We start from the raw sequence: 22,118 nt of genomic DNA, 5'->3' as shown, positions 1-22,118 counted from the left end.
CGCTCAATTCCCGACGATGGTGTTGACCAGTTCGGTGGCGCCAAAAATGCCGCCGATCCCGATAATCCAGAAGCCGGCCCGCCTCAAATCCATGTAGCCAAACATCCAGGCGATGCAGATGATGATGACGGCGATGACCGCCAGCAGACGGGCGATATTGCCGGTCAGCATGTCGACGATGTTCTGCAAGACGGTTTCGATACCGGCGGCCTGGGCGAAGGCTGGCTCGACCAGGCAGATGACAATGGCGGCCGCCATCAGCGTGGATGCGGCAAGGGGGCGAAGAGGGGCTTTGGAGATCATTCACTTTGCTCCGATCGATCATTCTGGAAAACGAGAACCGAGGATTGCCGCCCTGAGCTGAACACGTCCCAGGATGCGGCCTCGACGGTTTGGGAGGATTGTTTCGCAAGCGCCGGCGCCGCCTCATCTTGCGGCTGCTCTCCAGGCCCGATCCGGCTATCGGGCTCGCCGATGGTGAGCGAGTCAAGCATCGGCGATAACCGCTTTGCTTCCTGGCGTACCTGCCTGTCATATTTGACCATGGCGCCGAGAGATGGATCATCGCGGCCATAGTAGGACTGGAGCATCACCCTTTCGGCCTGAGCAGAATCCCCCGCGTGTAAAGCGGCGCGGTAGTATCCGTCGAGAAGCGTGGCCGTCGCCTTGAGGCTCAGGCAGGGATCGAAGGCGTCGGCGACGGATAGCTTCAATTTTTGAAGCGCCTCTATCGCGATACCGCCGAGCCCGATCTGAATATCCTGGTGATCGGCAATCAGAGACGTCGTGACCTCGATCGCCTCCGCCTTCGATGCGGGTTGAGCAGCGAGTGGTGGGCCGCTGTTGATGCGGATGGCGAAGGGCTGAAACCGGCTCTCAAGGCTGACAATGCCGGCCAGCGTCTCCACCTGAACCATCGGCGCGCAGGTTTGCGCGATTTCGACGAATGCAGCACCCATCGGTCAATACCAAACGCGCTGTTTACCGGCGCCGTCGATGGTGACATCGACATAGTGCGGCTGCGATCGCACATTCGGGCGCGTTGTCGGATAGCCGATGCACTGGCGGTGCCCGTCCACGCGCTGCCAATGTGGCGACAGGACCGAATTGTCGCGGGAAGTATAGTCGTTCCCATCCCAGCAGAGGCTGTTGCTCACCGGCTGCGGCGATGTCGATACGCAGGTTGCTTGCCGACCGCCGCGACCGCTATCAGTCGTGAGCTTGTACCCCGCATCGCAATAATAGGGTTCATAGCCAGGCCGCGAACTCTGAAAACCGACGCCGCTACAGGTCGGGAATGAGTGCCCCTCGGCAAGCTCCCGCCACAGCTTCTGGATCGGCGGCCGGCATTCTGCATATTGCGTCGGCCCGCCGGGATTGGAAAGGCATAGAATAACCTGGCATCCCCAATCCTCGGCCCGCGCTTTACTGCCGAAAATAAGATAGGGTGGCGCAACGAAGCAGACCGTAAGCAGTGAATTCAGGAGAAGGCTTTTCATGAACAGGATCCTTCGAGACGACGGCGTCCCATTGCGTTCAGGAGAACCCGCTTTGCTCGCCCAGGTTTATACTGATCTATATAACACAGTTAAATGACATGACAAGCGCGATTAAAACGCAGTGGCACAACCTTGCCTTCTCGGGGCTCATTCTCCATGAGATCCTCGACCATCCGCTGGAGGACGAGACCCCGCAGGCGAGGCTGAAGCAGATCGGCATGATGACGATCCTCTACACGATGACCCAGGCTCACCAGAAACTAACCCTCTCGAATATCATCGAGATTACCGAGCTGACGCGAAGCGGCGTGAAGGAGACGGTCGATCTTCTGGTCAAGCGGGGAATGCTGGTGGAGACGATGGGAAAGAACTCCATGGGCCGGGGGACGGCACGGCAATTCGAGATCTCGCAGGACCTCCTGAGCAAGCTGAGCTCTTTCCGCGCCAGCCAGGAAGCGGGATTAAACTGACTGATTTTCGATGACTGATAAGGCGAGATGGCGAATCACTCACAACTCCCGATCGCATGGCTGCAGGCAGCCATCAGTGACGATCGGGCAACCCGCCCGCAGGCGGGTTCCAATCAAACAATGAAGAGTATCGGAGAAATCAGCATAGCGGCGCCGTGAGGCGGATTTCGGGAATTCTCGCCCCGCTAAGGGCGGAACAAGGGCAGCCGCAGGAGCCTCAGCATAGCGGCCGTCAAGGGAGGCGGGACCGACTGCCCCCGCCCGTGCGTTCCCTATCTCCGTCGCCGCTCAGCATATGGAGCGCGTTGCGCACCGGCGAACTCGGCTGGAACATGACCTACCGGTGAGGGCGCCAAAGCAATATTTTTTGCTAGTTCCAAATAAATCATCCGACGACCCGCTGTCATCAACGCTTCTCTCGATGCTACGCACGACGACTCCTTCGCGCGGGACATCGTTCTCGTTCGCCCTCGGCGGACGATGGCTTCCGCCATCGCGATGCTAAGGGAGGATCTGCCGGAGGAGGTTGCAAGCCTGGACAGTCGCGTGATTTTCAGCATCGACGGTCGAGGGGATGCGCTGGTTCTCACCACGGGGCCGCATGACGACGCCGTCGGAATACTTCGCGCGTCACTTCAATATGCCGGTGAATACGCCCCACTAGCTGCGCGAGGTCAATGCGTGACGATTTTAGACGCCGGTTCGCGGGATAGGAGCTTGCGGCCGTCGGGTCGCGGCAGTGGGCGGCGTCCGGGTGGCTGATAAGGAGGCGGCTCAAGCCGCCTCCTCCTTGTTGAGATCCGGCTGCAGGTCATGCAGGTAGTCGACGGCCCGTTGCGCATGAGCTGCCGCTGAAAAGATGGCGCGCTTGTCGTTGCCGAGAACCTTGAGCCAGCTGTCGAGATAGCTTGCGTGGTCGGGGCGCGGTTCGAGCTCTGGAACGACACCAAGATCGGCGCAGAGAAAGCAGCTACCAAGTTCGGCAATGAGCTCTTCGCGGGCGCGTTCGCTCCTGTCTTTCGCATAGCGGCTCAGATCCCGATCGAGTCTTCGCGGTGCAGCCGTCCAGTGCGTCATCTCGTGACTGAGGACGGCGACGTAGGAGGCATCGTGCCGGAAGGCGTCGACGCATGGCATCTGGATGTAGTCCCGAGCAGGAGCATAATAGGCCGCCGATCCACCGTGGCGGATCAGGGCGCCGGTATTGGAAAGAAGCGGCCGGCAGCACCGATGCGGCTCATCCAATCCTGGTCAGGCCCGATGGAATGGGCAAGGCCATTGAGCCCGGTGATCTGATCGGTGTTGAACACGGTGTAGGTTTTGAGAAAGGGGATATCCCGTTCGATTTCGGCGCCTGTCTCCGTCCTCTCGGCGCGGATGAAAGAGCTGGCAAAGACGACGGTCGTGCCGGTTTCGCCCCTGCGAACGGCGCCGCCAAGCTCGATTGCCTGACGAAACGTCATCCACCTTGGCGATGCAAAGCCGCGGGCGATGGCTTCAGACCAGAGGAGCAGAACATTGATGCCGGTGTATGGTTGGCCGTTGTGGCGCAGTGGCCGGCTGACCTCGGCCGTCCCGCCTCCCGCCGTCCACGGCTTGGTCCATGGACGGACGCCCTGTTTGAGATCGGCGATGATCTTGGTGGTGATGCGGCTGTAGATATCGGATCGTTGATTGGATTGCTGCCTGTTCATGTCTGAACCTCCGTTCGAGGTCGCGGCCATCGCGACCTGCTACGGCGGCCCAAAAGCCGGGCTGCAAGCGCGGCCCGCACCCGCAGGGCCGCAACGAAGTGGAGGACGGCAAAGCCGTTGTGGGCGGCGCGAGCCTGGCAGGACCAAAAGCCGGGGCAGGACGGGATGCAGCAACACCACGGCGAGACTGGTTTGAAACCCAGGCAGAAATGAAAAATCCAGTCTATTACGCAAGGCGGGAGCGTCCGGGATGAATCGATGGACCCGAAGCGTGGCATCGACCTTGCGCGGCCGTTCCTCGTCGACGCAATGGAGAAGGTTAGCAACGAGAGTGCCATTTCGTCGAGGAAGCCAAGACCGCCGAGACCAAACTCGTGGTCTTCGCGCGCATGCAATTCGACCGCGTACCTCAGCCCCTACTTCGTCGCCAACCAGGACAAGATGCGGGTAGAGTTCGAGGATCCGTATATCCTCATCCACGAAAAGAAGCTATCGAACCTGCAGCCTTGCTGCCGGTAAGTTGAGGTCTGATGGAGCATTCCAATCGGCCGACCGCCTTCAGCAAATAGGCAGAACCATTACGAAATCACGGTGCAATCGCTGGCGTTTTTTTCCGCCACCCGTTCAAATGGCCGAAAGTTTCGAGTTGATCGAATTGAAGCTCCCGTCTTCGGGAAGTGGTGGGATCCGGGAACGTTTGGCAAGATTCAACGAACCACTGGCCGCCACGCCCAGAGAGGGTCATAGGGAATACGATGACAAGCGCGGACGCTCAGTCGTTCAGTCAGGTTGCGAGCACGTATCAACTTGGGATCGGTATGACTCACATAGCGCCTCCAACTGATTTACGGCACTAGCCAAATCGTGAAGTTCCGATTTCAGCGATTGGATGATGTCGAAATGTCCGGAGCCATTCGAATTCGCAGTTGAACTTTTCAAATCCGCAGAATTTCTATTCGGATGGGGAAATGGGATGAGCTTTTGCACGGTTATGCTTTTGACGATATTGACTCTGAATAGTAGATTGTACTGGGCAAGTCTTTGCAATGGCAATCGAAAGCGAAAACACGTCAACGTATGTTTCGTCGCGCAATTCGGTACAGGGCCTGCATATTTCGGAACATCAAAGCACCTGAAGTTTTCAGTAGTTCCTGTTGGTCCGCGTTTTATCCAATCGCCCAGAGTAGTTTGGGCTTCCGTTGGATGAGTGCGGTATAAACAGCGCCGCAGGTGGCGTGGATCCTGCGCGCTGTTAGCCGTAGGCTTCACGCGGTTCGGGTCCCAACAGATGCGGGAGGCAAGCGCATGAGTGCCACCCCTTCCTCTGCGGGCATCGGCGTAAGATGGGAATCACCGCGAGAGAACTCGGGCACTGCGTTTGCAGCGAGAAGTTCGGACTTCGGGATGGGCTTGCTATAGTAGAACCCCTGTGCCACAGCGCAGCCGCTTTCAGCCAAGAATTTTTCTTGATCGACCGTCTCCACGCCCTCAGCGACTACATTTTGCCCTAGGCAGCGCGCAATTGAGAGAATTGCCTTGACCAGTTCTCTACTTCGCTTGTCGGATCGATTGATGAATGACCGGTCAATTTTGAGGGTATCAATGGGAAAGTTAGCCAAATAGCTCAGAGATGAGTAGCCGGTGCCGAAATCATCGATCGCTATGGAAATTCCGCTCGCATGCAATTGAGAGAGTGTCGTCGAAACGCCCTCGCAGTTATGGAGCAGGAGACTCTCAGTTATTTCAACCTCGATCCACTCCGCACGACAACCGGTTTCCTGCAATACGTCCGCCACCGTTTGCGACAAACGCGGGCATTGAAACTGCTTAGGAGACAAATTTATCGCAATCTTGTGCGGGGGCAGTCCATCTGCATTCATGACGGCAGCCGTGCAACACGCCTCATGCAGCACCCATCGTCCAAGATCGATGATCAATCCCGTTTCCTCGGCGACACCTATGAATTCTCCCGGAGGGATCAATCCCATCTTCGGATGATGCCATCGTAGCAGTGCTTCTGAACCGATCACCTTTCCGTTGTCCAATAGGACCTTTGGCTGATAATGGAGTTCAAGTTGCTCATGTTTCAAAGCTAGGCGTAGGTCTGATTCTAGCGCTAGGCGCTTTTCAGCCCCAATCGTGAGATCCTTTGAGTAGAAGCGGAAGTTGCTACGCCCCGAGCGCTTCGCCAAATACATCGCAGAATCCGCATATTTCACCAAATCGTCGGGAGCGTCGCCGTCATTTGGAAATACCGATATCCCGATGCTGCAGGATACAAAGATCTCCCTGTCGGAAAGCATGAAGCGTTCGCCGAATGCGGCAAGCATTCTGCTGGCAATTTGAGCCAAATCGTCATTGTCCTGAACATTGGGCAGCAAGACTGCAAATTCATCTCCACCGAGTCTCGCCACGGTGTCGCTGGCACGGACGCCTTTTTTCATGCGTGTCGCCACCTGCCGCAGTAACTCGTCACCGACGGGATGTCCCATAGTGTCATTGATCGCTTTGAAATGGTCCATGTCGATCAGCATCACCCCGGCTCGCTGGCCCGCCGAAGCCGCGTCCCCGATCATCTCGCGTAGCCGTTCATTGAAAAGTGTCCGGTTAGGCAGGCCGGTCAGAGAATCGTAGAATGCCATCTGATGGATTTTCTTACGGGACGTGTCCAGTTCGGTGATATCGCGGGCGACGCCGAGGATCCCCATCAGCTTTCCCCCCGTGAATACCGGAACCTTACGAGTCTCCAAAAGCGTTGATCGACCGTCCTCGTGAGCGGTAAACCGTTCCTCATTGATGAGAATACGGCCGGCTTGCATGGCCTCCTCATCCTTGTCACGAAAAAACTGGGCGAGTTCGGGAGTAAACAGGTCATAATCCGTTTTCCCGACGATTTCCGCTTCTGCCTTGCCGACCAATTCTTCGAAGGCATGATTGCACAACAGATATTTGCCTGTTACGTCTTTCAGCCATACCATATCCGGAATGGTCTGCAGGACACTTAGGAGGCGAGCCCGAGCTTCAATAGTTGTGCCCTCGGCGTGCTTTCGTTCGGTAATATCGCGAGATAACACCAGAAAAGTGACGGTTGAGTGATTGCTGCTTGGTCGCCTTGCGACCGACAGTTCAAACCAACGGGATTCGCCGTTTGGTAGGGCTATACGGACACAACGACCGTAGGAGGCGCCGGTTTCATCGGCTTCTTCAAGAGCCAGCATAGCGATGTCGGCCTGATCTGGAGGGAGCACATCGCGGACAAGCTTGCCGAGCAGCACTTCTTTTCGCTGCGCCAGGATCTCCTGATTCCTTGCCCAGACCTGCAGGTAGCGACCGTCGGCATTTACCTCGAACAGAACGTCAGGAATGGCGGCAATAATTCCCTCTGCGAATTCAAGAGCCTCTTTGAGATCATGCTCCGCACGTTTTCGCTCTGTGATGTCCAACATCGCGCCAACCAAGCCGATCCTGTTACCAGCGATATCAGTGATTGCGGTCTTGCTGAGTAAAAGATCAACGACACCACCATTCTCGGTGGTGGCCTTTGCTTCATATTGCTGAACACCGCCATTTGCAAAAAGCGCCTCGTCCAACGCGGCATACGTCTCGGCTATGGGTGCGGGCACCAAATCGAAAACGGTTTTTCCGATAATATCTCCTTTTGAGCGGCCGGAGAAGCTTTCGAAGGCCCTGTTGCAACCAAGGTGTATCCCATCTCTGTTTTTGAAGAAGACGGGTAACGGGATCGCGTCGAGTACGACGGCACTCGACATCTCTTCGGCGTTGAATGGCAAGTCGACGTTTGTCGCAGGATGCCGGGGATTCGCCCGGAAAGCCTTCTCAAACGGTTGCTTCAGACTTGCGACATCTGCGTCGTGACCGTGCGATGGCCGGACAGCGGAGGCTTCCGAAAATGGCGGGGCCGTGCCCGTGGCAAGCGGAGGGCTGGCATTGACCGCGTTGCGGAAGGCTCCACGCCCCTGGTCGATTTGAGCATCAGTCGCCATCTGCACTTCCACAGGCTGTTCGGGGCGGGATGTGCGTTCCGATTGACGTACGTGTTTCATGTGCCTGTCCTGCTTTGTCACGTGGCTGAGCAATCATGCGTCAAGCCAGCATTTTGTTAGGACCGCACAAGTCATTTGGCGGAGTACCATGCCGCTACCCCACCGGGATATCGCTCTCATTCAGAATCATCAAAGACGTGTATTTGCATGTGGTCGGCGACGCCGCCCATATCATTTAGAACGCTTGCCAATCATCATTCGAAGGCGCGAGCACCAGGTTACCACGGCGCATCGGATAGTCTCCGCGGTCAACCATTGTCTGACCGGGCGGGAAGCTCTTGCCAAGTTCGCCCGTGACCTTTTGTGGCTTCCCGCTCTCGTCTTTGAAATGGAAATGTTTCAACAGTGCGGCTAGGCTTTGGCTCTCTTGAGCGAGGTGCGATCCTGCAGTATTCATCTCCGCGACCATGCTCGCATTTTCTTGAGTGGCATGGTCCATATGGTTAACCGCGCCGTTAATCTCGCGCAGGCCCGACGATTGTTCCTGGGAGGCCGTTGCGATTGCGTCCATATGAAGATTTACATCCTGCACAAGCTCTTCAATCGTTCTCAGGCCCGATCCGGTTTCACTCACGAGCCTTACGCCTTCGTCGACGGCAAGAGCTGAATTGCCGATGAGATCCTTGATTTCTTTTGCCGCTGTCGCTGAGCGCTGTGCAAGCTCCCTGACCTCCTGGGCAACAACCGCAAAGCCTTTTCCCGCGTCGCCAGCACGCGCTGCTTCGACGCCGGCGTTGAGCGCCAGGAGGTTCGTTTGGAAGGCGATCGCGTCGATGACGCTGATGATCTGGGAAATCTGCTTGGAGGAGTTTTCAATGCGATTCATGGCGCCGATAGCATCGCGTACAACCCGACCGGACATTTCCGCATGATTTCGCATCTGTTGGACGGCTCCGCGCGCCTCAGCCGTCCTCTTCGTGGTCGATGCAACGTTGACGGTTATCTCCTCCAACGCCGCTGCAGTTTCCTCGAGCGAAGCCGCCTGCTGCTCCGTGCGTCTTGAAAGATTTTCAGATGCGGCCGAGACGCCCGAGCTGCCATTCGTGACCGTTTCGACTGAATGGCCGACGGTAACAAGCACGTCCCGGAGCTGACGAATGGAAGCGTTGAAATCCCTGCGCAAACTTTCAAACTGTGGCGCTAACGGCTCCTCAATCTCATAAATCAAGTCTCCATCCGCCATCCGCTTCAACCCGGTTGCCAATGCCGTCGTCGCTCGGATGAGGCGCTCTTCTGCTTCTTTTTCCGCTCTTACCTGAATATCCAGCTTCTCTTGGTCAGAACGAATGCGCTCAGCTTCCGCGGATGTCTCCAGGTTACTTTTCTGTATGGCCGCGCCGCGGAAAAACTCAAGGCAACGCGCCATGTCCCCGATCTCGTCGCGTCGGATTGTCAAGGGCACCGGCGCCGACGTATCGCCTTCTGCGAGTGCCTTCATTCGGCTTGTCAGAGTCCGAATGGAGCTTGAAATTCTCCGAACGACCGAAATGCACAAAATGAGTACCGTAGACATGATCAGAAGCGTGGCGCCGGAGTAGCCGATAAAGGCATTGCGAAGATCGGCGTAACGCTGAAATGCCATCTCGTCCAACTCGTCGCCGGTGCGCATAATGAGTGCGGTCAACAAAGCAGCCCGCTGTTGGGTGATTTCATTCCATCGATCCAACGTCTCGGGGGGGAAGGAAACGCCCGGCTGGTTTGCATACATCTGATCGCGAACGCCCGCGATGAACTTGCCTGCGGCGCTGGCCTCGAAGTCGTCATAAGATTTGACGAGATCGGCGGGGAGAAATTCCTGCATCGCAGGCACATAAAGCTGCTTTAGATTTTTTGACTGTAAGAGGGACGAAAATAGATCGACGGACATGGCTGAATTTTTGACGTAGGCTCGGCCGGGCCTGATCTCCAGCAAACTAGCTTCCGTGATCTGCATGAGCGCGTGAAAACCGGTAATTTGGCGTGCTAAATCCAAATCATTGACAGTCGCCCCAGTGCGACGGACGAGCTCCAAGCCCGCAAGGGCAGCTGGGCGCAAAGCAACAGCTCCCTCCGCCTCGCTAGCCGTTCCGTCATCGACGCGCCGGCGGAAGCTATCGATATTGTCCCGCCTTTCACGAATGATCTGTACCGCCCGTTCTATGGCCGGATCGTCGAATGCCTTTTTCCAAGAGTCGTAAGCGGAAAAGACCGCTGTAAAAGCCCTGTCCGATGCAGCTTGCTTTGCCCGACGCACGTCGGCGCCTGCAAACGCTTCCGCCGCTATAGCTTGGGCGAGGAATCCGCCTTCCCGCCCAAGTCGCTGCGTTGTTTGTGCGCTGCGGAAGGTAGAGTATTCTCGGTAATATCCCAGTGATGTTGATACTCCGATGATTACGAACGCCGTCAACGGGATAATTGCCAAAATCATTAAAAGTAGAGATAGCGGCAGTCTCGACATATGTTCCTCATAGACGACTATAAATTACACCGGCTTCCATTAGCGACGCGGTCCAGAACATTGCGACATTGACCGCTATGTGTGAGATGACCTCGGCATAATTACTATAAGATTAACCCCTGTAGTGGTCTTGAACTGCGTTGCGCAGATCGGAACATCGTCGCGTTCAGGGGATCATCTGCAAGACAGATCTTGGGCCGAGGCAGTCGGATTTTCTGGAGAGTGCTGTTGCTACAAGCCTTGAGGACAGTCGAGCGTGCCGGCTGATCGTAGCTCGGTCGGCGCAATCTGCTTATGATATACGCAATGTTTCCGAGGGAAGTACCCCATAGCGCTTGCGATAGTCCGCAGAAAATCTGCCTCTATGCACGAAGCCCCATTTCAGAGCGACCTGCGTGACCGAGAGGCCAGGTTCGCCTGTCATCAGTTCCTGATGCACTAATTCCAACCGTAGGTGCTGCAGGAATGCCAGAGGGGTCGTATTCCGAAAGTTGCGAAAACCGCTTTGAAGAGTGCGTCGGCTTACGCCACAAGCCGTTGCGATTTCCTCAAGAGATAGCGGCCGAGTAATATTGGCACGCATATAGTCGACCGCCCGCTTAACGGCCTTGGGTAAGGGTGATTCAGCAACGCGGCATAACTCAGATGAGTAGCGATGCTGCGCAGCTTCGATCAAAAGCTCCATCGTCGTTTCAGTGAGGTGATGAAGTGCTATCGGTGATTGAAGGAGGGTTCCGTCTCGTAATCCAGCATACAGCACTGGTACCAGTTGAACCAAAAGGGAGCCGAACCCGACCGATAGGTCGATTTCTGGCGAAAAATCGAGGCTGCCTCTTATTGGCGTATTGAGCCGACATCCCAAACGGCGCGTCAGCTCATCATGGGCGATCCTAAGCCCCAAATGTTTCCTTGGCCCAATGAATTGGGTCGTACTCGCCGACATACTGTTCACGAAAACGCCCCGCGTTCCCTCTGACGGGATTTGTCTGCCGTCAACGGTAACGACCGATCGCCCATGTAGTGGAAGCATGATGATGTTTGCCTCCGCCGGTCCCCGGTGCTGGACCGTTAGGTCGCCCTCGTAGTGCGCGGCAATAACCGCAATCGGACCATTGGTAATCGCATGTACATCGTAGGCGATCGTCTTATCGCCATGTACATGCGCTTCAGATTGCGGGGAAAGCCTCGAAAGCGCTGCCGCGAGTTCCTCGCTGCAGGTACCTTTGAGCGAGAAATGGTCAATCTTAGAGGGGGACACTCTCAACTCTCCACATCATCACTTCTTCCCGAAACGGTATTCAAGCATGAGGCCCGCCTATCGCTAACGACAGGCGGACAGGGCAATTGACTTGTCGCGGCCAGTCCTCGCCGTGAATTCGACGCAGTCGAAGTCGCCTAAGTTGATAGTGCGAAGATCAATCATTGTTATATATGGAACTCCGACAGAATTGTTACCTGCTGCCAACCATCGCTTCGCAACCGATTCCCAAATGTCTGGCCTTTGATGGTCTCCATTCACGGCCCAGCAGACTCGGGCGTGCTCGCGCTAGCGACTAAACCTCATCCTTTAAGGTTTCTTTTTGCGTGATCAAACGTGCGGAGTGATGGCCGGAAACAAAGATCCATAGCCAGCTTAGTCCCACTGCCAATCTGCTCCTCGTACCTATCAGGAAGTAGATATGGGCAAGCCCCCAAATCCACCATGCAATTCCGCCCTTGAGCCGGATTTTCCCGAAGTCGATAACAGCCGAATTCGGCCCGATGGTAGCCAGGTTTCCCAGATGCCTATATCTGAACGCACTTGGAGTGGGTGTACCCAGACGTCGTGCTTCAATTACCGAAGCGACATATTTGCCTTGCTGTTTGGCGGCGGGAGCCACTCCGGGGACGGGTGTTCCATCAGCGGCCTTCACGGAGGCAGTATCTCCAATAATAAAAATCTCGGGCTTACCGCCAACAGTCAGATCTGGCTGCACGACCGCCCTACCCGCCCTGTCCTTTTCAGCACCGACCCAGGCGGCGGCGTTCGACGCTTGCACCCCCGCAGCCCAGATGACGGTCCGGCTTGAAACGAACTCATCTCCGATCGCGATGCCGTTCTCGTTGCATGCCGTCACGGGAATGCCTGTTCTCACTTCGACGCCCATCTTGATTAGCGACTGCTCGGCATATCTCGAAAGTGCTTCCGGGAACACGGGTAGGACACGTGGACCTGCCTCGATGAGAAGGATGCGCGCCGATCTGGTGTCGATGCTACGGAACTCCTCAACAAGGGTTCGTTGGGCCAGTTGCGCTATAATCCCAGCCATCTCCACGCCTGTCGGGCCTGCTCCGATTATGCTGAACGTGAGCATTGCCTTCCGCCGTTCGGGATCAGTCTCCAATTCGGCCTTCTCAAACGCGAGAAGAAGCCGCCGCCGGATGGTCGTCGCGTCTTCGAGTGCCTTTAGCCCGGGCGCAAACGGCTCCCACTCGTCCCGGCCAAAATAGGCGTGCCTTGCACCTGTCGCGAGAACGAGCGTGTCATAGGGAATAGCATTCCCATCCTTGAGCGATACTACGCGTGCCTCGGTATCAACGCCAACAACCTCGCCCAGCAGCGTCGATACATCCTTTCGTCCTCTGAACAATGCTCTGATGGGCCAGGCTATCTCCGAGGTTGCCAATACAGTCGTGGCAACTTGGTAGAGGAGCGGTTGAAAGAGGTGATGGTTGCGCCTGTCGACGATCGTTATGGAAGTGTCGGGACACTTGAGGTCCTTCGCTAACTGGAGTCCGGCAAAGCCACCGCCGACTACGACAACTCGATGCGTATCCATTTCGTCTCCCTCAAACCTGCGCGCTCGGGGCGCGCGCCTCGTAGAAATGGCCATTGCGCCCGATCAGTCGCTGATACGGGTATTTACATTAATCGACGGTGGACTCACCAACAGTGGAAGAAGAGGCTCCAGCACCCGCTTGACATTAGGATGTTCGCCATGGCCAACGACAGCCGCCTCATTCTGCCAGCCGTCTAAGATGATGAAAGTGTTCGGATCGTCCGACCGCTGGTAGAGGTCGTAGTAGAGACAACCAGACTCTTCGCGGGCGGGTCCAATGAATTCCTGAAGGAGTTCTTTTACGCGATTTCGATTTTGGGACGTGGTTTTGAATTCCACGACAAGGTGCTGTTCCTCTGACTTCTTCGATGTCATTTGCGCTGGCTCCTAATTGAAAACGACGACCGGCTTGATCACTCGCCCGGCTTCGGCGTCCGCGATCGCTTCGTTGATCTTCTCGAAGGGATACTTGGTGATCAATTTTTGGAAGGGGAAAAGCCCAGCCTGATTAAGATCCATCATCTGCGGAATGAACAGCTGTGGAATCTGATCACCAAGGATCGCACCCTGGATCTTGCGATTGAACACCATTAGATCGAGGGGGATGGGAATGTCGTTCCCGAGCGCGTCGAGGCCGAGCAAGACAACGTGCCCGCCGGCACGGGTGCACTTGATCGAGTTCAGAATAACCGGAATGATGCCAACTGCGTCGATCGCGAAGTCGGCACCGCCGCCCGTCAGCGCATGGATCTGGTTGACTACGTCGGGATCTTTGCCGTTGATCGCATGTGTGGCACCAAGCCCCATGGCCATGTCTAGCCTCTGCTGATTCAGATCTATGATGATAATCTTGCTGCACCGACGAACTTTGGCGGCCATCACGGCGGCCATGCCGACAGCACCTGCGCCGAAAACGGCTATCGTCGACCCTATTTCCGGCTTCATCGCGTTTATCACTGTTCCTGCACCCGTTGCCATGCCGCACCCGAGTGGCGCAGCGTCGGTAAGGTCGAGGTCTGTTTTCGGCAAAAGCGCTGCATTGTTTTCAGTCGCAAGGATATGCGTCGCAAAGGACGACTGGCCCACGAAATTGCTGCCAATGCCAACTTCATCGCAGAGCAATGCCTTCTTACCATTCGGACGAAGCCCCGTAAGATTGTACTGGGTATAGTTTTGGCAGTTCATTGGGTGAGAACGGCGGCAGTCGGCGCAGAATCCGCATGAGCTCTGGCTCAGTGCGACGTGATCACCCACTTTGAGGCTCTGAACTTCTGGTCCGACCGCCTCGACGACGCCGACGCCTTCGTGCCCCGGGATCACCGGTGCCGGCGGGCCAAAAATACCGTCGCGAAGCAGCAAGTCCGTGTGGCAGATCCCGCTCGCAACCGTGCGAACCAGGATCTCGTTGCCTTCGGGGTCAGCCAGTTCGAGTTCACGGAATTCCAGCGGGCTCTTTGGTTTCACGGCGACAGCCGCAGTGATTTTCACCATTATATTCTCCTGCGTTCTCCCGCAATTGCTACGGGAATGGCTTGATCGGCCCGACGGACTAGACGCGACCCGCGCGCGCACCGTAGATGATTGCGGCAAATGCAATGATCACGCCCTGGACGATAAGCTTGCCCGGCTCCTGGATGCCGAAGACGGTCAGCATCGCGAACAGGAAGCTGAAGGCAACGACGGCAACGAACGGCCCGGCGACGCCGCCCCGGTCGACGCCGAACGTCACACCGCCGAGGATCGTGGCGGCGAGCGCATTCATGAAGGTGTCGAAGCCTGGCTTGATGGTGCCGACCGCCAACGCGGATACCTGGACCAGGGCCGCGATGCCTGTCAGGGCGCCCGCGAGCGTGTGCGAGACAAAAATCGTACGTGCCAACGGAATTCCTGTAGTTTCCGCCGCCCTCGGATTGTCGCCGACGGCCCTGAAGTAACGCCCGACGATGAGAAAGCGAAATGCGATAGAAATCAGGGCGGCGATGACGATCCACAGGACCACGGAATAGGAAAGGCCGTGGATATTGCCGCTCGTAAGTATTCGAAGCCAGCTTGGCGTTGAACCGGGCGCGCGGCCGGCGCTCATGTATTGGACGATCCCAATCAGAATGGCCGAAACACTTAGTGTGGAGATAACGGCAGAAGCGCGCACGTATGCTACGAGTATTCCGTTTACACCCCCCACAGCTAGCCCAATCACAACAGGCATGAGGACGGTCATTAGCGGTGGATAGTTGTTGAGCTGGCCCGAGCTGGCCAGATAAATCGCGAACGCGAAAATACCGCTGACAGAGAGATCGATGGATCGCACCCGCATGACAAGCGACTGGGCGAGCACCGCGATCCCGAGCGGCGCTGACTGCTTGAGGATTACAAACCAGTAGTTGGGATTTATGAGCGTGGCGCTCACTGCTGGAGCAACCGCAACCAGGATTGCGAGCACATAGTATGCGGGCGGTAGCCCGAGTATCCACGAAATGGCGCTCTTACCCCTCAATAAGCGAGATGGTGCTTCAGTTTTCGAGTCTGATGTGGTCATCGAGAAGTCCATCTCTTTCAAAGTCCGATTGTTTTGCGTCGCTGCGAAACGACGAGTACGAGAAGCAACACACCCTTGACGACCGACTGAAGAAATGCAGAGACGTTGGCCAGATTCATCACATTATTCACTGTCCCGAGGATCGCCGCGCCAACGACGGTTCCCACAATGCTTCCGATGCCCCCGGCGAGGTGGACCCCACCCAATGCTGCAGCCGTTACAGACTCAATCCCGAATGAAGCGCCGCCCTTAGGATCACCCGATGCAAGGCGACCTGCAAGAAACATCCCCGCAGCGCATGCGAATAGAGCGGAAAGAACATACGCTTTGATGATGGTGCGCTCGACGGGAACACCGTTCATCCGTGCGTTGAAGTCATTGCCGCCGGAAGCGAAGAGGTAGAGGCCGAAGGGACGACGATAGAGAATCCAGGATGCGAAGAGCGATGCCGTGATCAACCAAAACAATGAGTTAGGTACGGGGCCGATGGATCCGGCTACCGAGCCGGAAAGCCACTCCGGAACGCGCCCACCTGGGATTGGCAAAATGATCAACGCGATACCTTGGCCGATGCCCATTGTTGTCAGCGTCATGATGATTGGATGTACATTGAGGCGCGCGACACCGTAACCGTTCGCTACTCCGAACCCCATCGCCACCGCGATGCAGATAAGCACGCGGGTTATCTCAGGAAGATCAAGCGTCATGATCGTCGTCGTTAGACTGATGACGGACCCAACCGACACGTCGAGGCCGCCAGTGAGAATGACGAACGTCTGACCGAGAGCCGAGATGACGAGCACCGTCGATTGCGCCAGGAGATTAGACAAATTCTCCGGATCCATGAAGTCCGGCAATAATATTACCGAGGCGACAACCATCACCAGGAGCGTTCCAATGGAAAGCCCGATCGCTCCCGCGCGATAAGGGAGCTTCAGGCGACTGGCAAATGAATTCATAAGTTATCCTCCTCAATGCACCGCAGCACGGGGATCCGGTGACGCACTCGCCCCCAGCGCAGTCTCGAGGATTCTTTCCTCGGTCGCCCCCTCTGCGGACATCTGCCCGACGATCTTCCTGTCATGAACGACCAAAATGCTGTCGCAGAGCCCTATAAGCTCAGCGTGCTCGCGCGACGAAACCACGACAGCACCGCCACGATCACTGAAGTCCCGCAGCAATCTGTAAATCTCTGCCTTTGCACCGACGTCGACGCCGCGCGTGGGCTCCTCAATAACGAGGATGTCCACTCCGGAGAGCAACCAGCGGCCCAGCAGCACCTTCTGCTGATTCCCGCCCGAGAGTTTACCTACGGGCGCATTGGGATCGGCGGCCGCAACTCGTAACGACTTGATCACCTCGCGGACCTTCGACACCGATCGCCACGCAACGCTTGCCATATTCCGATTGAGCTGTTTTCCCAGCGCGATGTTGTCGTAGATAGGCAGGCGCAGGAACAGCCCTTCCTGCTTCCTGTCCTCAGGGATAAAACCGATTCCTGATGCGACCGCGCGAGCGAACCCTGACCCTACATTCACCACATGCATGCTGTTGTCGGGGCCGGCACGCCACACGGCGATGGCCTTTGGCGATTCAACGCCCACAATGGCACGCATTATCTCTCGCTGGCCCTGTCCTTCGAGCCCTGCCAGCCCGATGATTTCACCTTTTCTGACAACGAAAGTGACTGTCGAGCTGCTGTCGTCGAGGCGCAAGTCCGAAACCTCCAGCATTGCCGCTCCGGTGGCCTGCGAGCGCGGCGGAAAGAAGTTCTGAAGTTCGCGACCAACCATTGTCGCTACCAGCGTTTGCAAGTTGAAGTCCTCCGCTCTTGCAGTCCTTACCCAAGCGCCATCTTTCATGACGGTGATGGTGTCGCATAGTTCGAAGACTTCATTCATGCGATGAGAGATGTAGACGACAGCCTTATGTTGAGCCTTAAGGTCGCGGATAACCTTGAAAAGATGCGCGACATCGGTCGAGTTCAACGCCGCCGTTGGCTCGTCGAAGATGAATACGTCCGCGTTCGACGTAAGTCCCTTCGCGATCTCTACTGCCTGCTGCTGCGCGACAGTCAGTGTCTCGACGATCGCGGTTGCGTCGAGCTGTGGAAATACGTCAGCCAGCAAAGCGCGAGCGCGTTTCACTACCTCGACGCTATCGATCGAACCGTCAATGCGACGAGGTTCGTGGCCCAGGAACATGTTCTCAGCAACGGTGAGATTGGGGATCAGGGTAAACTCCTGAAACACCGTCGACACTCCCGCCAACCGTGCCTCCTTAGGGGAACGGAAATTGACTTCCTCCCCGCGGAGCCGAACACTTCCTGCGCCCGGCTGATATACCCCCGCCAGAATACGCATCAGGGTGGACTTCCCCGCGCCGTTTTCCCCCATCAGAGCGTGCACGGAGCCACGTTCCAGGGAAAAGCGAACGTCCGAAAGGACTTTCGTGAAACCAAACGATTTGTTGATGCCGACCATCTCGACAAGCGTGCTCATGGGAATTTCCATCTTCGACAGGGATACGGGCACGAGTGATCGTGCCCGTAGTTCATCAAGCCTTGAAATAATCAAGGAGCTTTTCGTTCGGCATTTCGGTCGGCGCCCAGTACGCATCAGTGAGATCTGCGCGATAGAACTGGGAGAGCGTCTCGTCGGTGATCGGCTTGGGGCGGTTCGTCCAGTTACGCTGAATCGGCTTCCCATCCAGCAAGGCGAAGGCGGCCCGTAGCGCGGCAGTAGACAGAGCGGGTGGGCAAATCGGACCGATCGAGGAAAGTTTTTCGTCATTCCAACGACGCATCCAGCCGTTAAGTGCTTCGCCCGTGATTGGGGGGATCGTTGAGGCGCCAGCCTCCTGCAAGGCATCCAAAACGCCAAGAGACATGTTGGCTCCATCGGTCCAGATGCCCGCGACATCGGGGTCGGAGAGATACAAGCTTTCGGCGATCTTCTTTGAGTCCTCATAAGACCAGCTTCCGTGCTGGGTCGACGTGATCTGAAGTCCAGACTTGCTGAAGACTTCCATGGCGCCTGCATAACGATCTGCATCGATGGGATGCCCGGCGACGCCACGCAGAACCCATACCTTGCCCTTGTTGCCAAGCTTGTCGACGAGGAACTGAGCCATCACGCGCCCGAAATAGAAGTCGTCGCCCTGGACCTGAACCGTAAACTCCTCGGTGTCGACGCGTCCGAGATAGACTACGGTTGGAATGCCAGCAGCCTTTGCCTTCTTGATGCCCTCGACGGCGGAACCGGTGGTTAGCGGTGCGATGATGATCGCATCGACCTTCTGGGCGATCAGATCCTCGATATCGGCAACTTGTTTGGAGGCATTGAGATCAGCGCTCCGGAACTGGTAATCAGCGATCCGATCCTTGTTCTTTTTTACTTCATATTCGGCTTCAAACGCCGTCTGGTAGGTATGCGTTGAACCAGCGAGGCCGTAGTGGCTGTGTCCGATCTTCCACGGGCCTGACTTCTTGAACTTACCCGCGTCGACAATTGGGTTGGCGCCTTCGGAGGGCCAAGTGTCAGGTAGGAGACTGATCGCGTCGTCGGCGCGAAGAATCCCCGGCATTCCGAACGTGCCGGCTACAGCAATTGCGCCGCTCGCTTGTAGAAATGTACGTCTCTTCATGAAAATTCCTCCTCCGGCCGCTCTGGGCGGCATTGTCTGTTAAGGCGAGAGCCTTGCCTTCCCAAGCCGTGCCGGACTCTCCTCAATACGGCGGAGTGCATTGGTATGAACTATCAGACAATCTGTCAATAAATATAAACTTCGACGTTTGTTTTTTTCGACATCGTTTTGTTTTCACTTGCACATAGTCGCACTTGACGGATTGTCCGATAGTGCGACAATATTCGTGTTCGCTAAATCGATGGGAGGGTTATGAATGTCCACTCTGGTGATTGTCCGGCATGGCCAAAGCGAAGGGAACGCGCGCGGGGAGTTCACGGGTACGAGCGACGTTCCGCTCACACAGGAGGGCTGGTCTGAGAGCAGGCGAGCCGGCTCACTGCTCGCGAACCTCGGCATCTCGTTCGATATTGCGTTTAGCTCTGCCCTCTTGCGCACAGTCGACACTTGCAGAGCGATTTTGAACGAAACCAACGGCGATCTGCTGGAGCCAATCAGGAGAACCGAGTTGAACGAACGCGACTACGGACAGCTCACCGGCATCAACAAGAACGTGGCACGTGAGCGGTGGGGCCAGGATGTTGTCCAGGTTTGGCGCCGCTCGTACAGCACTCCACCACCTGGGGGAGAAAGCATACGGGACATAAGCGCGAGGGTTCTGCCCTTTTTGATAAGCGAAGTGTTCCCCCCCTTGTTGAGAGGGAAATCGGTTCTTGTGGTGGCCCACGGGAATACGATCAGGTCACTAAAGCAGGGCATCGAACGCCTCACGATCCAGGATACGCTCGCTATTGAGTCACCGACCGCCGCGCCAACTGTATACCGGATCGCGTCGGACCTCTCGATCATCGAGAAGACTAACGTCCTGGTTGGTACTGTCTGTTAAGCCTGGCTGGCAGTAGCATCGTTTGTAGTCGGTTGAACTTGGCAATACCGGTGTCTCGAAGCTGTCGATAGCCTTCAGAACCGGCTCGACGTCGGCAAGCGACGCCATCCGGCTCGCCTCACACGTTGCTACTAAATTTTCGTCTGCCGATCTTTCAGCCCAAAGCGGGACAAGACGCATGCTCCCTTTCGAACATGCATCGGAACCCTTTGATCACTTCAAATCAGCGTTCACTCGTGACTTTGCAAAAATGCAGCCCTGCTCCGGTTGAACTGATCTAATTTATAGAGTAATTATTGACTGATTGTCTGACGATGAGTACGTTCGCGCGAATTGCGTTGTGAGCCTTGGAGGACAGTTACATGAAGCAGGCATATGCGGCGGTCTCGCGCGAAAAGGCGAAGCCCTTGATCTTGGAGTGCATAGGGATTGAGGAACCTCGTGCAGACGAGATTTTGGTCCGCATCGTCGCATCGGGGGTATGTCATACCGACCTGGTGGTCAGGGACCAGGGATATGACGTACCTCAACCTGTTGTGTTGGGACACGAAGGCTCTGGCGTCGTCGAGGCCGTCGGGAGCGCAGTTAAAGATCTTGTGCCCGGTGATCACGTTGCTTTGAGCTACGCCTATTGCGGCAAGTGCGAAAAGTGCCTTTCCGGTACACCTTTCTACTGCGAGGACTTCTTCGGTCGCAATTTCCGCGGCACTCGTCCGGATGGCACCTGCCCGATCCATGATTCTCACGGGAAACAGATTAGTGGCTGCTTCTTCGAGCAGTCGTCATTTGCAACCTACGCCATCGCCAGCGAACGAAACGCCGTGAAGGTTGCAAAGGATGTTCCACTCGAGTTGATCGGACCGCTCGGGTGCGGGCTTCAGACCGGTGCTGGCGCGGTACTGAATTGCCTCAAGCCGAAGCCCGGCTCGTCAATAGCAGTGTTCGGTGCTGGTGCGGTTGGCATGGCGGCTACGATGGCCGCGAAAATCGCCGGATGCGCGACCATCATCGTGATCGACTTGAACGATGAACGGCTGGAACTTTCGCGCGAACTCGGGGCGACGCACACGATAAATGCCCGCAGATTGGACAGCGTTGCCGCGATCAGGAAGATCGTCCCCGCAGGCGTTGATTTCAGCTTGGAATGCACGAGTTCGCCGCGAGTTTTCCGTCAGGCAGTCGACTGCCTTGGTACGCCGGGAACATGCGGTCTCGTTGGCTCGTCCGCTCTCGGCACTGAAGGCACGATCGATATCGGGAACTTCCTTTTCGGCCGCACATTGATCGGCGTTGTCGAAGGACAAAGCGTTCCGTCCGAGTTCGTCCCGCAGTTGATCGAGTATTGGCAGCAGGGACTTTTCCCGTTCGACAAACTGGTTCAGTTCTATGACCTCGACCAGATCAACGAGGCGATGGCTGATTCCGAGAGCGGCAAAGTCATTAAGCCGATCCTTCGCATGAAGCATTAGTTTTGCGAGACTTTTCGAAAGACAAGACGGACCGCGATTAAATGCGATCCGTCGGAACAGCCGTGCTCAAGACGCCTGGCAGGGCCCACGCAAAAGCTCTAGAGTCTGTCAGGTTTATTTTGAACCATACCCTGCATGTCTGAGGTAGTTGGAGCACTCTTGGGGACTGAACGTCTTCAAGAGTTCTCCAATGCGTCTCCATGTTGTTTCAACGGTTCGTTCGTCTGCCTTTCTGACGAGTGTCTTGAGCTTTGCGAACATCATCTCGATGGGATTGAGGTCGGGGCTGTAGGGCGGCAGGAAGAAGAGATGTGCACCGACATCTCGGATCGCATCGCGGGCCGGCTTTCCTTTGTGGCTTCCGAGATTGTCGAGGATGACGATGTCACCGGCTTTGAGTGTCGGGACCAGACATTGCCGAACCCATGCGGTGAAAGCGATGCCATTGATGGGACCATCGAGGACGAAGGGGGCAACGATGCTATCGCGGCGTAAGCCGGCCAGGAAGGTCAGTGTCTTCCAATGACATGAGGGACTTCTGCAATGAGGGGCTCTCCCCGCTGACACCATCCGCAGGTGCGTGTCATATTGGTCTTGAC

16 protein-coding genes and 3 pseudogenes are annotated in these 22,118 nt (G+C 56.4%); 4 read left to right on the top strand and 15 right to left on the bottom strand.

Annotated elements, in window-relative coordinates; translation table 11 throughout:
• Positions 1–3: 3 nt before the first annotated feature.
• The 3 genes from ATY29_RS24155 to ATY29_RS24145 are packed head-to-tail and all read right to left on the bottom strand — an operon-like array spanning position 4 to position 1,499.
• Positions 4–303, bottom strand: a complete 300-nt coding sequence (locus ATY29_RS24155; protein ID WP_007636189.1) for a TrbC/VirB2 family protein — start codon at positions 301–303, stop codon at positions 4–6.
• Entirely contained in the window at positions 300–959 is a 660-nt protein-coding gene (locus tag ATY29_RS24150) for a lysozyme family protein (RefSeq protein WP_037145469.1), read from the bottom strand. Before ATY29_RS24150 ends, ATY29_RS24155 begins: the two co-directional genes overlap by 4 nt.
• A gap of 3 nt (positions 960–962) precedes the next feature.
• Positions 963–1,499 (bottom strand): hypothetical protein, encoded by a 537-nt coding sequence (locus tag ATY29_RS24145; protein ID WP_018446357.1) that lies wholly within the window; start codon positions 1,497–1,499, stop codon positions 963–965.
• Between the two features lie 98 nt (positions 1,500–1,597).
• Here ATY29_RS24145 and ATY29_RS24140 point away from each other — a divergent pair, with 98 nt between their 5' ends.
• Positions 1,598–1,969 carry a hypothetical protein gene (locus ATY29_RS24140; protein WP_037145471.1) on the top strand — a complete coding sequence of 124 codons (372 nt, stop codon included), beginning with the start codon at positions 1,598–1,600 and terminating at the stop codon, positions 1,967–1,969.
• 774 nt (positions 1,970–2,743) lie between these two features.
• On the opposite strand, the pseudogene ATY29_RS24130 reads toward ATY29_RS24140, so the two are convergent.
• Positions 2,744–3,663 (bottom strand): annotated as a pseudogene (locus ATY29_RS24130) (ArdC family protein).
• 294 nt (positions 3,664–3,957) lie between these two features.
• On the opposite strand from ATY29_RS24130, the pseudogene groEL reads away from it, so the two are divergent.
• Positions 3,958–4,167, top strand: a pseudogene (groEL, locus tag ATY29_RS24125) (chaperonin GroEL); the annotation flags it as partial.
• A gap of 761 nt (positions 4,168–4,928) precedes the next feature.
• Here groEL and ATY29_RS24120 read toward each other — a convergent pair.
• From ATY29_RS24120 to ATY29_RS24075, 10 genes are all read right to left on the bottom strand, one after another.
• Entirely contained in the window at positions 4,929–7,727 is a 2,799-nt protein-coding gene (locus ATY29_RS24120) for a sensor domain-containing protein (protein WP_085861366.1), read from the bottom strand.
• Positions 7,728–7,902: 175 nt separating this feature from the next.
• Complete coding sequence (locus ATY29_RS24115) at positions 7,903–10,164, bottom strand: methyl-accepting chemotaxis protein (RefSeq protein ID WP_016737440.1); 2,262 nt, start codon at positions 10,162–10,164, stop codon at positions 7,903–7,905.
• Between the two features lie 292 nt (positions 10,165–10,456).
• Positions 10,457–11,422 (bottom strand): helix-turn-helix transcriptional regulator, encoded by a 966-nt coding sequence (locus ATY29_RS24110; RefSeq protein ID WP_008534397.1) that lies wholly within the window; start codon positions 11,420–11,422, stop codon positions 10,457–10,459.
• A gap of 295 nt (positions 11,423–11,717) precedes the next feature.
• A complete protein-coding gene (locus ATY29_RS24105; protein WP_016737439.1) occupies positions 11,718–12,983 on the bottom strand; it encodes an NAD(P)/FAD-dependent oxidoreductase in 1,266 nt (421 codons plus the stop codon).
• A gap of 63 nt (positions 12,984–13,046) precedes the next feature.
• A complete protein-coding gene (locus ATY29_RS24100) occupies positions 13,047–13,358 on the bottom strand; it encodes a putative quinol monooxygenase (RefSeq protein ID WP_004671505.1) in 312 nt (103 codons plus the stop codon).
• A gap of 12 nt (positions 13,359–13,370) precedes the next feature.
• Entirely contained in the window at positions 13,371–14,474 is a 1,104-nt protein-coding gene (locus tag ATY29_RS24095) for an NAD(P)-dependent alcohol dehydrogenase (protein ID WP_004671507.1), read from the bottom strand.
• Positions 14,475–14,532: 58 nt separating this feature from the next.
• On the bottom strand, positions 14,533–15,531 hold the full coding sequence (locus ATY29_RS24090) for an ABC transporter permease (RefSeq protein WP_029532395.1): 999 nt from the start codon (positions 15,529–15,531) through the stop codon (positions 14,533–14,535).
• A gap of 5 nt (positions 15,532–15,536) precedes the next feature.
• Positions 15,537–16,478 carry an ABC transporter permease gene (locus tag ATY29_RS24085; protein WP_004671512.1) on the bottom strand — a complete coding sequence of 314 codons (942 nt, stop codon included), beginning with the start codon at positions 16,476–16,478 and terminating at the stop codon, positions 15,537–15,539.
• A 12-nt stretch (positions 16,479–16,490) separates the two neighbouring features.
• Complete coding sequence (locus ATY29_RS24080) at positions 16,491–18,020, bottom strand: sugar ABC transporter ATP-binding protein (RefSeq protein WP_016737438.1); 1,530 nt, start codon at positions 18,018–18,020, stop codon at positions 16,491–16,493.
• 55 nt (positions 18,021–18,075) lie between these two features.
• Positions 18,076–19,164 carry a substrate-binding domain-containing protein gene (locus tag ATY29_RS24075; RefSeq protein ID WP_016737437.1) on the bottom strand — a complete coding sequence of 363 codons (1,089 nt, stop codon included), beginning with the start codon at positions 19,162–19,164 and terminating at the stop codon, positions 18,076–18,078.
• Positions 19,165–19,420: 256 nt separating this feature from the next.
• Between ATY29_RS24075 and ATY29_RS24070 the strand changes: the two genes are divergently transcribed.
• The gene (locus ATY29_RS24070) at positions 19,421–20,050 is read left to right on the top strand and encodes a 2,3-bisphosphoglycerate-dependent phosphoglycerate mutase (protein ID WP_008534389.1); all 630 of its coding nucleotides are present in this window, start codon (positions 19,421–19,423) and stop codon (positions 20,048–20,050) included.
• Between the two features lie 362 nt (positions 20,051–20,412).
• Complete coding sequence (locus ATY29_RS24065) at positions 20,413–21,519, top strand: NAD(P)-dependent alcohol dehydrogenase (protein WP_016737436.1); 1,107 nt, start codon at positions 20,413–20,415, stop codon at positions 21,517–21,519.
• Positions 21,520–21,633: 114 nt separating this feature from the next.
• On the opposite strand, the pseudogene ATY29_RS24060 reads toward ATY29_RS24065, so the two are convergent.
• Positions 21,634–22,118, bottom strand: a pseudogene (locus tag ATY29_RS24060) (IS630 family transposase); the annotation flags it as partial.

Origin of the sequence: Rhizobium hidalgonense, assembly GCF_002914525.1 — a bacterium.
In the GTDB taxonomy this organism is placed as follows: domain Bacteria; phylum Pseudomonadota; class Alphaproteobacteria; order Rhizobiales; family Rhizobiaceae; genus Rhizobium; species Rhizobium hidalgonense.
Note: the sequence above shows the minus strand (reverse complement) of the source record. Positions and strands in the feature narration are given on the sequence as shown.